Source organism: Arthrobacter globiformis, from assembly GCF_046536215.2.
Classification (GTDB): Bacteria; Actinomycetota; Actinomycetes; order Actinomycetales; family Micrococcaceae; genus Arthrobacter; species Arthrobacter globiformis_E.
The window spans coordinates 3,870,830-3,884,831 of sequence record NZ_CM143421.1 but is presented as its reverse complement, the minus strand read 5'-3'; the positions used below and the strand labels follow the sequence as shown (position 1 = coordinate 3,884,831).

14 protein-coding genes are annotated in these 14,002 nt (G+C 67.4%); 8 read left to right on the top strand and 6 right to left on the bottom strand.

The window, feature by feature from the left end; translation table 11 throughout:
• The first annotated feature begins 50 nt into the window (after positions 1-50).
• Together R5O87_RS17535 and R5O87_RS17530 are read left to right on the top strand one after the other, a co-directional pair.
• Positions 51-407, top strand: a complete 357-nt coding sequence (locus R5O87_RS17535) for a VOC family protein (protein ID WP_410554342.1) — start codon at positions 51-53, stop codon at positions 405-407.
• Between the two features lie 19 nt (positions 408-426).
• Positions 427-1,236 (top strand): SDR family oxidoreductase, encoded by an 810-nt coding sequence (locus R5O87_RS17530; RefSeq protein ID WP_410554343.1) that lies wholly within the window; start codon positions 427-429, stop codon positions 1,234-1,236.
• A 107-nt stretch (positions 1,237-1,343) separates the two neighbouring features.
• On the opposite strand, the gene R5O87_RS17525 is transcribed toward R5O87_RS17530, so the two are convergent.
• Entirely contained in the window at positions 1,344-2,519 is a 1,176-nt protein-coding gene (locus tag R5O87_RS17525) for a zinc-dependent alcohol dehydrogenase (RefSeq protein WP_410554344.1), read from the bottom strand.
• Between the two features lie 196 nt (positions 2,520-2,715).
• Here R5O87_RS17525 and R5O87_RS17520 point away from each other — a divergent pair, with 196 nt between their 5' ends.
• Complete coding sequence (locus R5O87_RS17520) at positions 2,716-2,988, top strand: hypothetical protein (RefSeq protein WP_410554345.1); 273 nt, start codon at positions 2,716-2,718, stop codon at positions 2,986-2,988.
• Between the two features lie 12 nt (positions 2,989-3,000).
• Here the strand turns inward: R5O87_RS17520 and R5O87_RS17515 are convergent, their stop codons facing one another.
• The 3 genes from R5O87_RS17515 to R5O87_RS17505 form a co-directional block, all read right to left on the bottom strand.
• The gene (locus tag R5O87_RS17515) at positions 3,001-3,657 is read right to left on the bottom strand and encodes an HAD family hydrolase (RefSeq protein ID WP_410554346.1); all 657 of its coding nucleotides are present in this window, start codon (positions 3,655-3,657) and stop codon (positions 3,001-3,003) included.
• A 62-nt stretch (positions 3,658-3,719) separates the two neighbouring features.
• Positions 3,720-4,055 (bottom strand): YegP family protein, encoded by a 336-nt coding sequence (locus R5O87_RS17510; protein ID WP_410554347.1) that lies wholly within the window; start codon positions 4,053-4,055, stop codon positions 3,720-3,722.
• Between the two features lie 75 nt (positions 4,056-4,130).
• Entirely contained in the window at positions 4,131-5,936 is a 1,806-nt protein-coding gene (locus R5O87_RS17505; RefSeq protein WP_410554348.1) for a glycoside hydrolase family 15 protein, read from the bottom strand.
• Between the two features lie 214 nt (positions 5,937-6,150).
• On the opposite strand from R5O87_RS17505, the gene R5O87_RS17500 reads away from it, so the two are divergent.
• Genes R5O87_RS17500 through R5O87_RS17490 form a run of 3 tightly spaced genes read left to right on the top strand, consistent with a single transcriptional unit; the run spans position 6,151 to position 8,708 of the window.
• Positions 6,151-6,837 (top strand): GAF and ANTAR domain-containing protein, encoded by a 687-nt coding sequence (locus R5O87_RS17500; protein ID WP_410554567.1) that lies wholly within the window; start codon positions 6,151-6,153, stop codon positions 6,835-6,837.
• A gap of 10 nt (positions 6,838-6,847) precedes the next feature.
• Complete coding sequence (locus R5O87_RS17495; RefSeq protein ID WP_410554349.1) at positions 6,848-7,582, top strand: DUF72 domain-containing protein; 735 nt, start codon at positions 6,848-6,850, stop codon at positions 7,580-7,582.
• Between the two features lie 52 nt (positions 7,583-7,634).
• Positions 7,635-8,708 (top strand): App1 family protein, encoded by a 1,074-nt coding sequence (locus R5O87_RS17490; RefSeq protein WP_410554350.1) that lies wholly within the window; start codon positions 7,635-7,637, stop codon positions 8,706-8,708.
• Positions 8,709-8,733: 25 nt separating this feature from the next.
• Here R5O87_RS17490 and R5O87_RS17485 read toward each other — a convergent pair whose 3' ends face one another.
• Together R5O87_RS17485 and R5O87_RS17480 are read right to left on the bottom strand one after the other, a co-directional pair.
• Entirely contained in the window at positions 8,734-10,302 is a 1,569-nt protein-coding gene (locus R5O87_RS17485) for a GH1 family beta-glucosidase (protein ID WP_410554351.1), read from the bottom strand.
• 66 nt (positions 10,303-10,368) lie between these two features.
• A complete protein-coding gene (locus tag R5O87_RS17480) occupies positions 10,369-10,776 on the bottom strand; it encodes a VOC family protein (RefSeq protein ID WP_410554352.1) in 408 nt (135 codons plus the stop codon).
• 153 nt (positions 10,777-10,929) lie between these two features.
• Here R5O87_RS17480 and R5O87_RS17475 point away from each other — a divergent pair, with 153 nt between their 5' ends.
• The gene (locus R5O87_RS17475; RefSeq protein ID WP_410554353.1) at positions 10,930-12,426 is read left to right on the top strand and encodes an AAA family ATPase; all 1,497 of its coding nucleotides are present in this window, start codon (positions 10,930-10,932) and stop codon (positions 12,424-12,426) included.
• A 295-nt stretch (positions 12,427-12,721) separates the two neighbouring features.
• Positions 12,722-13,828 carry an IS110 family RNA-guided transposase gene (locus R5O87_RS17470; RefSeq protein ID WP_462836326.1) on the top strand — a complete coding sequence of 369 codons (1,107 nt, stop codon included), beginning with the start codon at positions 12,722-12,724 and terminating at the stop codon, positions 13,826-13,828.
• Positions 13,829-14,002 lie beyond the last annotated feature (174 nt).

Below are 14,002 nucleotides of genomic sequence, written 5' to 3'. Positions count from 1 at the left end.
ACGTAGCCAAACCCCTTGCGTCACAACTGGTCGCGCGGAAGCATGAAGGCATGCTGACGATCGGAACGACAGTCCTTGGCGTCGACGACGTGGCCCGCGCCACCGCTTTCTGGTGCGATGCCCTCGGCTACATCCCGCGGGACGACGGCGACGAAACCTGGGTGGTGCTGGTCCCGCAGAAGGGCGACGGCGCCCGGCTCGCCCTCATGCTCAGCGAGACCCCGGTGCAGTCCCATCCTCGCCTTCACCTCGATCTCTACGCCGATGACCAGGCCGCCGAGGTGGAACGTCTCGTCGAGCTCGGGGCGTCCCGGGTGGACTGGGACTCCTATCCGGACGACCCGGACTTCGTTGTGCTGGAAGACCCGGACGGAAACCGCTTCTGCGTGGTGGATGCGGCAGCCTGAGGACCTGAAAGGACGGACCGTGATCTTCTCGCCCGAATTCTCCCCCCGCACAGCCATCGTCACCGGCAGCGATTCCGGGATCGGCCGCGCCACCGCCGTGGCACTTGCACAGGCGGGGCTGGACGTCGGCGTCACCTGGCATTCGGACCGGGAAGGTGCCGAGCGGACGGCCGAGGAGGTCCGGGCGGCGGGCCGGAATGCGGTGGTCCGGCAGCTGGATACCACCGACCTGCTGACCTGCGCCGGCGTCATCGACGGCCTCGCGGAGGACCTGGGCGGCGTGGACGTGTTCGTCAACAACTCCGGCACGGGCGACGGCACCGGGTTCCTCGAACTGAATTACGAGACCTGGGCTAAGACTCTGGACACCAACCTGAACGGCGCCTTCCTGTGCATCCAGGCGGCCGCCCGCCGCATGGTCGACGCCGGGCGGGGCGGCCGGATCATCGCCGTCACCAGCGTCCACGAGACGCAGCCGCGGGTCGGCGCGTCAGCGTACGACGCGTCCAAGCACGGGCTGGGCGGCCTCATCAAGACCATTGCGCTGGAGCTGGCCAGCCACGGCATCACGGCCAATTCCGTGGCACCCGGCGAAATCGCGACGCCGATGACGGGTCAGACCGACGAGGACCCCCACACCAAGGACCGGCCCGGCGTTCCCCTCGGCAGGCCCGGCGACGCCCGGGAGGTGGCCGCCGTCATCGCATTCCTTGCCTCGCCGGCGTCGAGCTATGTCACCGGGGCATCCTGGGCGGTCGACGGCGGGATGCTCCAGATGGGGCCGCAGGCCGGCTCCCACATCACCGGCCACGAGTGGCGTGAGCAGTAAACCCAGTAAGAACAGGGCAGCCCTTAACGGAAAGCGGCTGACGGGTGAGTCGCCCGCCAGCCGCCGTCCCGGACCTCGCTGCTAAAGCCCGGCGTCTCTAAAGCCCGTCAGGGCTTGAGGACCACCTTGATACAGCCGTCCTCTTTCTTCTGGAACTTTTCATAGAGTTCAGGCGCCTCAGCCAGCCCCGCGGTGTGGGTGACCAGATCCATCACGCCCAGCGGATCGGCGTCGTCCTCCACCAGCGGAAGCAGCTCATCCGTCCACCGGCGGACGTTGCATTGGCCCATCCGCAGCTGGATCTGCTTGTCGAACATGGTGAGCAGCGGCATGGGGCTCGCCGTGCCGCCGTAGACACCGCTCAGCGAAACAGTGCCCCCGCGCCGGACCGAGTCGATGGCGGTGTGGACCACGGCGAGCCGGTCCACGCCGGCGGTTTCCATGGCCTTCTGCGCCACCTTGTCGGGGAGGAGGCCGAGTGCCTGGTGGGCGAATCCCGCCACCGGTGAGCCGTGCGCTTCCATCCCGACGGCGTCCACCACCGCGTCCGGGCCCCTTCCCCCGGTCATTTCCCGCAGTTCGTCGGATATGCCTTTGGCATAGTCCAGGACCTCGACGCCGTGGCGCGCCGCCATCTCGCGGCGCTCCGGCACGGGATCAACACCGATGACCCGCTGGCCGAGGTAGGTGCCCACACGGGAGGCGAACTGCCCCACCGGACCGAGCCCGAAGACGGCCAGCGTGCCGCCGGCCGGCGAGTCGGCATACTTCACGGCCTGCCAGGCGGTGGGGAGGATGTCCGAAAGGAACAGGTACCGTTCGTCGGGCAGCTCCTGCCCCACCTTCACGGGACCGTAGTCAGCGAACGGCACCCGCAGGTACTCGGCCTGGCCGCCGGGAATGGAGCCGTAGAGTTCCGAGTAGCCATAGAGCGCGGCGCCGGAGTTCTTTTCCCGGACCTGGCTGGTTTCGCACTGCGACTGGAGGCCCTGCGAGCACATGTAGCAGTGGCCGCAGGAAATGTTGAAGGGAATGACCACGCGGTCACCCTTGGCCAGGTTGGTGACTGCGCTTCCTACCTCTTCCACGATGCCCATGGGTTCGTGGCCCAGCACATCGTCCTTGTGCATGTAGGGGCCCAGCACCTCGTACAGGTGCAGGTCAGAACCGCAGATTGCCGATGACGTGATCCTCACGATCGCATCCGTGGGCTCCTGGATGACGGGATCCGGTACTTCCTTCACGCTCACCGAGCGCTTGCCCTGCCAAGTAAGTGCCTTCATGGAATGCCTTCCTGTCGCTGCACGTCGCGTCCTTTCGACCGTAGCCCGATCCGGCGCCGATGTGAAGGTCAGTATGCTTATCAATTTTTCCAGGTTACAAAAACCGGAAAGTAAGCATCCTTGCTTTTCTCTTGTTTCGGCCGGAGAACGCTCCTAGCGTAGGAACTGATCTTGCCCCCTAGGAAAGGCGCCCATCATGTCGCTCTACCAGCCCGAACCGGTGGAAATCTCCACGCGCATGCGTCCCGGCGAATGGACGGAGGCCAGCCTCGAGGAACTGGTGACCACCTACCGCGCGAAGATCCTCGCCATGGGGGCGGCGGTTTCGGAAGTGCTCACCCAGGTGGTCAGGAACGACGACGGCTCAGTCGCCGTCGCGGTGTCGTGGAACAAGGGCGCCTACGCCGACGAGCCCGGGGGCGGCGGGTTCACCAACACCGAATCCACTGTGGACACGGCCGAAGCCTGACCCGCTAACCCCCTATCCCTCGAGCAGCTTTCCGATCGCGCTGCGGCCCAGGTTGTCCAGCAGCTGCCGCGGACCGTCGTAGACCTCGACGGCCCCTGCATCGCGCAATTCCGCCTCACTGGTGCCGCCGCACGTGAGGGCAATGGTGGGCATGCCCAGCCTGCTGGCCGCCATGACATCCCACACGGCATCCCCCACATAGACCGCCCCGGAGGCCTGAACCCCCACGGCCTTCAGCGCCGCAATCAAGATGTCCGGCTCGGGCTTGCTGTTTTCCGCATCGTTGGAGCTCGTCGCCGCGTCGATGAAGTCATCCGCCGACAGGGCCGAGCGGAGTGCTTTCAGATCCTGCTCCCTCGCGGACGAGGCCAGCGCCACTGCCAGCCCGCCCTGGCTGCACCTGGCCAGCAGGTCCCGGGCACCGTCGAGGGCGCGGAGTGACGGCCAGAACGTGCCGAAAACCCCGGAATGGGCCGACAGGATATCCTCGTCAATTTCCTTGTCCCGGGAGTCCGGCAGCAGGCTGTCCACCAGGCGCGCCCCGCCCATCCCCACGCAGCGGTGGATCCGGGCCATGGGCACGTCGAAACCCGACTGGCGGAACGCCTGCCACCAGGCAAGGGTGTGGATGTAGGCCGAATCGATCAGCGTCCCGTCAACATCGAACAAGACACCCTTCCGCCCGGCCACCGGCTCCGGCCCGCCCGCCTGATCCGGCCCGTCCACCGGCCTCAGCGCTTCGCCAGCAGCGGTGCAGGCACCCGGGGAGCCGCGGGCACCCGGTCAGCCACGGCTTTCGGTGATCCGTAGCCGACGCCCACCGCCGGCTTCACCGGCTTTCGTGCCGGTTTTCCATGGCGCTTCGGGGCGGGGCGCCGCACTGCGTCCTTGCAGAGGTCGCGGATCAGGCCGGTACCGGCAATTTCCCTGGCCTGGGCGACCCCGGCAACGGCTGCACGCTTGGTCGGAAACGTGACGGACACCGCCATCAGTGCCCCCGTTCCGTCCAGCAGCCGGATCCTGTACCCGCCGTCGGGAGCGTCCACCAACTCGAAATATCCAGACATTTGGCTCTCCTCCTTCTTCACCCTTCGGTGACGTGTTTAGTAAGTATACTTACCTAACGCCGGAGGCGAGCGGCATCAGCCGGCAGCGGCCTTCGAGGGAAGCGGCTTGTCGCTCCGGCGGGGCCGCCGCTGGTTCAGCTCCAGGGCGCTGGTCACCAGCGCGAAGTGGCTGAACGCCTGCGGGGTGTTCCCCAGGTGCCGGCCGCTCTGGACGCCCCATTCCTCACTCAGTAGGCCGACGTCGTTGCGCAGCGACAGCAGCCGCTCGAACAGTTCCGTGGCTTCCCTGCGCCGCCCCGCCCCTAGCAGCGCCTCCACGAGCCAGAAGGAGCAGGCGAGGAAGACTCCCTCTCCCCCCGGCAGGCCGTCGTCGCTCACCTGGGGCCGGTACCGGAGCACGAACCCGTCCTCCGTCAGTTCCCGCTGGATGGCTTCGATGGTGCCGACCACCCGGGGGTCGTCGGGCGGGAGGAAGCCCACACGGGGAATGAGGAGCAGGCTGGCATCAAGTTCAGGCCGGCCATAGCTCTGCGTGAACGTGTTCCTGCCGGGGTCAAAGCCGTTCTCCATGACTTCGGCATGGATCGTGTCGCGGAGCGCCTCCCACCGGTCCGCGGGACCGGGAAGCCCCGAATCCCGGACACCTTTGACCATCCGGTCCGCAGCCACCCATGCCATCACCTTGGAGTGGGTGAAATGGCGGCGCGGGCCGCGCATCTCCCACAGCCCGTTGTCCGGCTGGTCCCAGGCGCCCTCGAGGTATTCCATCAGCGCCACCTGGACGTCCCAGGCTTCGTCCGTGTGCTTCAGCAGGGAGTTGCGGGTCAGGGCAAGGCAGTCCAGCACCTCACCCCAGACATCCAGCTGCAGCTGTCCCGCCGCCGCGTTGCCCACCCGGACCGGCGCCGAATTCTCGTAGCCGGCCAGCCAGGGCAGCTCCAGCTCCGGCAGCCTGCGTTCGCCGTGGATTCCGTACATGATCTGCAGGTCGGCCGGGTCCCCCGCCACGGCCCGCAGCAGCCAGTCGCGCCAGGCCGCCGCCTCGGAGGTGTAGCCGGCGGCGAGCAGGGCCTGCAGCGTCAGCGTGGCATCGCGGAGCCAGCAGAAGCGGTAGTCCCAGTTCCGGGGACCGCCCAGTTGCTCGGGCAGCGATGTGGTCACGGCCGCAACGATCCCTCCGGTGGGCGCGTAGGTGAGGGCCTTGAGGGTGATAAGTGAGCGCTGCACGGCGTCCTTGTACGGCCCGGACACCTTGCATTTGTCCGTCCATTCCCGCCAGAACCGTTCGGTGGAGTCAAGGACTTCCTCGGCGTCCACGGACCGGGGCCGGCGGACATGGCTGGGCGCCCACGTCAGCACGAACGGCACCCGCTCTCCGGCCTTCACGGTGAAGTCGCTGACGGTGTGCATGCGTTCGCCGCGCAGCGGGGCGGTGGTCACCAGGTAGGCAGAGTCCGGCCCGGCGATGGCATGGAGGCCGTGGCTGTCCCGGCGCACCCAGGGCATGATGTGGCCGTAGTCGAACCGCAGGGCGAGTTCGCTTCTCATCCTGACGTGTCCGTGCAGCCCCACGACGATCCGGACGATGTCCGCCACCTCGTCGCGGGGCGGCATGAAGTCGATGACCCGGACGGCGCCGTCGTCGGTTTCCCACTCGGTTTCCAGGATGAGGGTATGACGGCGGTAGCGGCGGCGCGTGCAGCCGCCCCCGGCCGCCGGGGCCAAGAGCCAGCGTCCCGCCTCGGGGGTGTCCAGGAGCGCATTGAAGCAGGCCGGCGAATCGAACCGCGGCAGGCACAGCCAGTCAATCGACCCTTCAGTGCTGACCAGGGCTGCCGTGTGCAGATCCCCGACCACCGCATAATCCTCAATGCGTACCATGCCCTTACAGTGCCACAGCAGGCCCCGCTGCACGAGAGGTGCCCGGGTGTAGCCTGAAGTTAGGCGGAGCGGCCGCCGGACCCAGTCAGCATTACCCAGCCAGCCGTAGCAGCCGGCATTGCCCGTCCCCGGCGGCGCCGGCACGGGGGCGGAAGTGGAGCCTTGCGTGGATAGTCCCGTGAACGAAGCCGACGTGGTGGGGCGCGTCCAGGACATGCTGCTGGACACCCAGGACGTGCAGGATTTCCTCGACGAACTGGCACGGTTCTCCGCCGAGAGCATGTCCGGTCCGCGCGGCCAGATCTATTGCGGCATCACCCTCCTGCGGCACCGTTCGGCGGCCACCGTGGCCAGCAGCGGCGAGCACGCCCAGGCCCTGGACGAAATCCAGTATCAGTTCGGCGACGGCCCGTGCCTCCGCTCCTGCCGGGAGGGCGTCCTGGTCCATGTTCCGGACTTTGAACTCGACACCGAGTTCCCGGATTACAACGACACCGTGCTGAAAAACGGCATCCGGTCGGTTCTGGCGGTCCCGGTCGAGCTGCCCGGCGCTGACGCCCGGGCCGGGCTCAATCTGTACTCCGAGAAGCCGAACGTCTTTGACCCCCGGGCCGTGGAGAGCGCCATCAGCTATGTCCGCCAGGCCTCCAAGGGCCTCCGGCTCGCGGTCCTGCTCGCCCAGCGCAACGACAACGCCGCCAACCTGAAGCGGGCCATGGAGTCACGGACCATCATCGACACCGCCGTCGGGATCATCATCGCGCAGAACCGCTGCAGCCAGGAGGACGCCATCAACCTCATCAAGTCGGCGTCGAGCACGCGCAACCTGAAGCTGCGCGACGTCGCCGCGGCCATCGTGGAGTCCGCCGGCGGCGGCACCGTGACCACCCACTTCGACTGACGGCCGACGGGTGAACATCCACATCGGCACGTCCGGCTGGAGCTACGACCACTGGGAAAACGTGCTGTACCCGCCAGGGCTTCCCACCAGGGACAGGCTGCAGCACTACGTGGCACGGTTCAGCACGGTTGAGCTGAACGCCAGCTTCTACCGCTGGCCGCGGGACACCACGTTCGCCGGCTGGCGGACCAGGCTGCCGCCCGGTTTTGCCCTGTCCGTCAAAGCCCCACGCGGGCTCACCCACGCCAAGAAGCTGTACGGCCCGGAAGTCTGGATCGAGCGGATCTCGCGGTGCTGGCACGAGCTTGGCGACAAGCGCGCGGTCTTGCTGGTCCAGCTGCCACCCGGCATGGAGCGGGATGACGCCCGCCTGGACTATTTCCTCGGCGCCATGCCCGGCTGGATCCGGGTGGCCGTGGAGTTCCGGCACCCAAGCTGGGAGCAGCCGGAGGTGTACGGGCTGCTGGAACGGCACGGTGCCGCGTACACCGTCATGAGCGGTGCCAATCTGCCCTGCAACCTGCAGGCGACCGCCCCGTTCGTCTACGTCAGGCTGCACGGGCCGGACCACCAGTACCTCTATGGCGGCTCCTACTCGGACGAGGAACTGGGCTGGTGGGCGGACAGGATCAGGGAGTGGCGCAACTCCGGCCGGGACGTCTTCGCGTACTTCAACAACGACGGCGGCGGGAACGCCGTGCGGAATGCGGCCACCCTGCGCGGCATGCTGGGAGACGGCGAGTAACAGAGCGCAGGCGGGCAGCCCATGGGCCGCTGCCCTGTGGCAGAGTGAAGGCATGGACATGGCGTCACAGGAATCACCGTTGTCAGAGGCGAGTTTGTCAGGGACGCGCGTCTTCCGCCTGGCCCACCGGCTATCCGATGCGATCAACACGGCGCGCCTGAAGGTCGCCCGGCGCTGGAAGTTCGAACCCAAGACCATCGCCTACCAGGGCTACGGGTCCACGGAGTGGGTCCGGGTTTTGGGCCGCGTCGTGCTGGCCAGCAAGCCCGTCCCCGGCAGCCGCGCCGACCATGCCGCCCGGAACGGCACCGAGAATGTGCGCGGCTGGCGCGCCTTCACCAGCGTCCCCATTCCCCGCTCGGACGTGGAAATCGAGATCGGCGGAACGGTCACGAAGGTCAAGGCCGACCGCGGCGGACTGGTGGACATCGACATTCCGGTGTCCCTCTCGCCCGGCTGGCACACCGCCATCCTCCGCTGCGAGGGCACCGAACCGGTGGAAGCCAGCATCTTCGTCATTGCCCCGGACACCAAGTTCGGCATCGTCTCCGATATCGACGACACTGTCATGGTCACGGCACTGCCCCGGCCCTTCCTGGCGCTTTGGAACACTTTTGTGCTGAGCGAGCGGGCCAGGATGGCCACCCCCGGGATGGCGGTGCTGCTGGACCGGCTCACCGTGGAGCATCCCGACGCGCCGGTCATCTATCTTTCAACGGGCCCGTGGAACGCGGCGCCCACGCTCGCACGGTTCCTGACCCGGAACATGTATCCGGCAGGACCGCTGCTGCTCACGGACTGGGGGCTGACCCAGGACCGCTGGTTCCGCAGCGGCCAGGAGCACAAGCGCCGCAACCTTGAGCGGCTGGCGGCGGAATTCCCGCACATGCGCTGGCTGCTGATCGGCGACAACGGCCAGCACGACGAGCAGATCTACTCGCAGTTCACGCAGCACAACGCGGACAAGGTCGCGGCCATCGCCATCCGGCAGCTGTCAGTGAGCGAGGCCGTCTTCGCCGGCGGCCACTCCGAGGACGGGGACCACAGCGCTTCAACGGTGCCGTGGATCTACTCCCCCGACGGCGCCGGCATAGCCCGCCAGCTCCGGCGACTCGAACTGCTCTAGCTGCACGAACTGGTGACCGGTCCGCCTAGGTGACCGGTCCGCCGTCGGGCGCGCCGCCGTCGGACATCCCGGCGTCTGTCAGCATGCCCTCAGCCACAGCGCTGTCCGGCCCGGCTGCCGCGGCGGCGACGGCGGCATCCGCCGAGGCTGCCAGCTTCCGTTCCTCCTGGAGTTCCTGGAACCAGTAGAACGAGGCCTTCGGCGTGCGCGCCTGGGTCTCGAAATCCACGTGGACCAGGCCGAACGGCTGCTTGTAGCCGCCCGACCATTCGAAGTTGTCCATGAATGACCAGACGTAATAGCCGCGCAGGTCGATCCGTTCGGCCTCGCCGCCGGGGGCCGTGGCACGGAGGGCGGTGCCGATGTGGTCGGAGAGGTAGCGGAGCCGCCGCTCGTCCGGGATGAAGGTCTGGTTGGTGGACTTGTCGCGGACTTTGACGTCCACGAAGCTCGCCCCGCCTTCGGTGATGATGACGGGCGGAAGATTCGGGTACCGTTCGGCCATTTCCTTGAGTGCGACGGCCATGTACTCCGGCTTCACGGGCCACCCGTAGGCAGTGGTTTCGGTGTCCGGCCATGGCTCGATGTGCAGCGGGGCACCGGGCGTGGCGTCCCTGAGGTCGTCCCCCATCGCCTCCGCCATGGCCGCCGGGACGGGGCTGTCGCCGCCGCCGGCCGCCACCCGGGTGGGCATGTAGTAGTTGAGGCCGTAGAAATCCAGCGGCTGGGAAATGATGGCCATGTCCTCGTCCGGATGGTCGAAGGACGAAAAGAACTTCCCGAGGCGAATGAGGTCAGGATATTTCCCGGTGAGCACCGGGTCCGCATAAAGCCGGTTCTGCGCAATGTCCATCGCTCCGGCGCTCATCCAGTCGAGAGGGTTGCCGGAGTGGGCCACCACGGGCGAGTACACGTTGGTCATGCCGATTTCGCCGGGCACCTTCGCGGCCCGCAATGCCTGCAGGGCCAGGCCGTGGCCCAGCAGCTGGTGGTGCACGGTGGGCAGGCCGTTGGCGAAGTCGGCCTTCCCCGGGGAGTGCAGGCCCAGGGCGTAGCCGTTGGTGGTCACGGTGGCGGGCTCGTTGATGGTCACCCAGCGGGCCACGCGGTCGCCGTATGCGGCAGCGGCGATGGCGGCGAACTCCCCCAGCCGGTAGGCGGTGTCGCGGTTGAGCCAGCCGCCGTCCTCATCGAGGGCCAGCGGCGTGTCCCAGTGGTAGAGCGTGACCATGGGCGAAATTCCGTTGGCCAGCAGCTCATCCAGCAGCCGGTCGTAGAAGTCCAGGCCGGCCCGGTTCACCGCCCCGCGCCCGTCCGGCTGGATCCGCGGCCACGCGAGCGAGAACCGGTAGGAGTCGATGCCCAGTTCCTTCATCAGGGCCACGTCCTGCGGCATGCGGTGGTAGTGGTCGCACGCCACGGCGGGGCTGTGGCCGTCCACGATCGTCCCGGGCCTGGCTGCAAAGACGTCCCAGCCGGCGGGTCCGCGGCCGTCCTCTTCGAGTGCACCTTCGATCTGGAACGCGGCGGTGGCCACGCCCAGGGTGAAGCCGGTCGGAACCATGGCGGCCAAGTCTTTGGCGGAAGGATGCATCGCTGGACCTCTGTGACGTTGTGAAAGGCCGGTGGGCCGAAACTTCAGATTGCCGGATTCTACCGCTCAGGGCGCGGCGCTGTCCGTGCCGGCGCTGCCCGGATTGATCACCGAAATCACGTTGCCGGCCGGGTCCTTGAACCAGGCGATGTCCGGGCCCATCCCGCGGGCAATTCCTTTGTCGTCCGTGGGCAGGCCGGGATCGTCGTAGATCTTGGTCTGCACGCCGGCCGCGTTGAGCTCATCAACGGCTGCCTCGACGTCGTCCACTACCAGGTTCAGGACGGTGAAGGTGGCCGGCTCGTGGTTGTCCTTGGGGTAGACAAAAATCGTGTGGCCCTCGGGCATGGACAGCTCCAGTGTGCCCATCGCGCCATCGGACACGGACAGGCCCAGCGTCTGCCCGTAGAACTCCCTGGCGCGCGCCACGTCGTCAACGCTGAAGCTGGAAAACGAATCCTTGGGCGCAAACATGGCCTTCTCCTTCGACGGCTCCGGTCCTTCGGCAGCTCGGGAGGATTGCGGCAGCTCCAGGCTGCGGCACCTCCGGACTGCGTACCTCCCAGAATGACACAGGCCGGGGCCGCTGACGAGGGGACCTTGACGGCCGCTGGTAGGGTCGGCGGCATGGATGAAAAATTGGGGAAGTTCATCGACAATTTCGCACAGCTGGTGGAAATCGCACAGTCGGGCCAGCACCGCGTCAAGGCCGGCACGCAGCTGCTGACAACCATCACCGAACATCTGGCCGTGCCGGCCGAATCACTCGCGGTGGTGGTGGAGGAGGTCCCGGCGCACCGGTTCGTCGACGCAGACATCCTGATGGCCGAACTCGCCGGCGAGGATCCTGGGTTCCGGCTGGTGGGCATCGGCGGTGGTGACCAGCGGCACCACCAGTCCCTGAGCGACATGCTCCAGCAGTCGCAGTTCTTCCCCCAGTTCCCGCTGTCCCAGCCCGATTACATCAACCTCGCGGTGGGCCCGGACGAACAGCGGCAGGCCGTGGCCCTGGGACTGTGGCTCTTCCGGCACGCGGGCAGCCCGGTTGCCGTCCTGCAGCGTGACGCGGCGCCGCGCTACGGCCGGCAAACGGCCTGCCTCGAGGTCCTGGCTGCGGATGCAAAGAACGCGGCGGACTTCCTGGCCGAGTTCGGCAGGCGGATGCAGCGCGGCAGCATCCTGAAAGGCCAGGTCATTTCGCTGGTCATGGGCGAGTACGGGCCCAGCAGCGGCGGCGTGACGTTCCATGCACGGCCGGAACTCACTGCTGCCGACGTCATCCTGCCGCAGGGGCTGCTCCAGAAGGTGGCCGATCACGCCCTGGGCATCGCCGAGCACCGGGAGTCGCTGAAGGAATACGGCCAGCACCTCAAGCGGGGCATCCTGCTGTATGGCCAACCCGGCACGGGCAAGACCCACACGGTGCGGTACCTGCTGAGCCAGAGCGCCGGCATCACGGCGGTCCTGCTGTCCGGAGGGTCCCTGGCCAGGATTTCCGAGGCGGCCGCCATGGCCCGCGCGCTGCAGCCGTCCATCGTGGTGCTTGAGGACTGCGACCTGATCGCGGAGGACCGGAGCTTCGGGCACGGGCCGCAGCCGCTGCTGTTCGAGGTCCTCGATGCCATGGACGGGCTGGACCACGACGCCGACGTCGCGTTCGTCCTCACCACCAACCGCGTGGACATGCTCGAGCGGGCCCTCGCCCAGCGCCCAGGCCGCGTTGACCTGGCCGTCGACATTCCGCTTCCCGCCCTGGATGAGCGCATCGGGCTCGTGACGCTTTATGGGCGCGGTATACCGTTCAGCCCGGACGCCGTCCGGGACGCGGCCGCCCGCACCGAGGGAACCACGGCGTCATTCGCGCGCGAACTGGTCCGCCGGGCCGTCGTGCGTGCCGCACTGGACGGTGCCCCCGTCTCGGACGGCCACCTGCTTGAGGCGGTGGAGGAACTGATGGCCGACGGCGAGACCCTCACCAGAAGCCTGCTGGGCAGCGGCCCCGCCGGCGGCGGGGACGGGCAGGGCGGTTTCGGCGGCCCCGGCTTCCCGGGACCGGGCTTTGGCGGGCCGGGCTTCTTCCCCGGGCCCGACTTTGGCGGCGTCGGCTTCACCGGACCGGGTTAGACGATATGAAGTGTGGTCGGGGTCCTACACGTCCGGGCCGGCCATTATCGCCGGGCGGTCCTGCAGCGCCAGCTTGATGTGGGTCGGTGCCATGTTCCGAGAGGGTGGCGCTGCAGGGCCTGTTCCCGGCGGTGATGTCCTTTATCCCGGGACGGGCAGGTTCTGGCAGGAGTACGAGGGGCCGGGGCCTTCTGTTTCACAGCGTCCGTGGGTTGCCATTAGCGGCTCCCGTGGCCTGCGAAGCTGCTGCGGGGTGCAATGGTAGTGCCACATGTGAGGTTGGGAGGTCCCGGCTATGTTCGAGCATACTTTCATTGGTCTTGATGTTCACGCGGTCAACGTCGTTGGGCACGCATTGAACCCGGACACTGGTGAGATCACACGGCATACCATGGCGCCTGACCCGGCCGTGGTGCTGGAGTGGGTCAGTCGGTTCGAGCCGCCCGTCAAGGTCGTCTACGAATCGGGCCCGACAGGGTTTGTCCTGGCACGCCATCTGCGGGTTGCGGGGATCAATTGCGTGGTCGCAGCATCCTCGAAGCTGCTGCGCGCACCCGGGGACCGGGTGAAAACCGACCGGCGGGACGCCAGGGTGCTGGCCGAAATGCTCGCGGTCGGTTCGGTCACCGAGGTCCGCATCCCGGACCCTGACGAAGAGTCCCTGCGGGATCTGTCGCGGCTGCGCTCCGGTGCGGCCAGGGACCTCGCGCACGCCCGCCAGCACGTGAACGCCATCCTCTTGCGCCACGGCATCCGCTATCCGAAAGCCACCCGGTGGACAAAAGAACACCGTCTTTGGCTGCACCGCCAGCACTTTGACGAACCGGCGCTTCAGTTCACCTACGAGGCCGATGTCGAGCAAGCCGAGCTGCTCGCCGCGCACCTGGCACGCATCGACAAACAGGTCGCCGCCACTGCCGGTGCGTGCCGCTATGCTCCAGTGATTGCCGCCCTGATGTGCCTTCGTGGCATCCAGCTCACGACCGCCTTCGGGCTGGCCGTGGAGATCGGCGACTGGACCCGCTTCACCGGCTCGACCATCGGGTCCTATCTCGGCCTGGTTCCCAGCGAAGAGTCCTCCGGCCCGTCACGCCACCAAGGCCCGATCACCAAGGCCGGGAACACCTACGCCCGCAAACTCCTGATCGAGGCAGCCTGGCAGCACCGACGCCCCTACGCCCGGCCCGGGGAACGGCTGCTGCGCCAGCTGGAGCTCGTCGCCCCGGCAACCCGCATCCGCGCCCTGGAAGGAAACCACCGGCTGCATCACAAATGGGAAGCCTTCGATCACCGCCACAAGATGTCAGTGAAGGCCAACACCGCAATCGCCCGCGAGTTGGCAGGCTGGTGCTGGTCACTGGCCACCCCGCTCCAGCAAAGGCAACCCATGGCAGAACCCTGACCAGAACGTGCCTCCGAAAACGGTGGAAATGCGCTGGCAAGCAACCGGAGCCAACTCGAGAATGGACTATGAGCAGGCGGATCCAACCGTCGACGCTCGACCTTAGACACCGATAACGCTCCCGGCCGAACACATCGTCATGCGGTACCCAACCCGCGAATATCAGTCTGACAC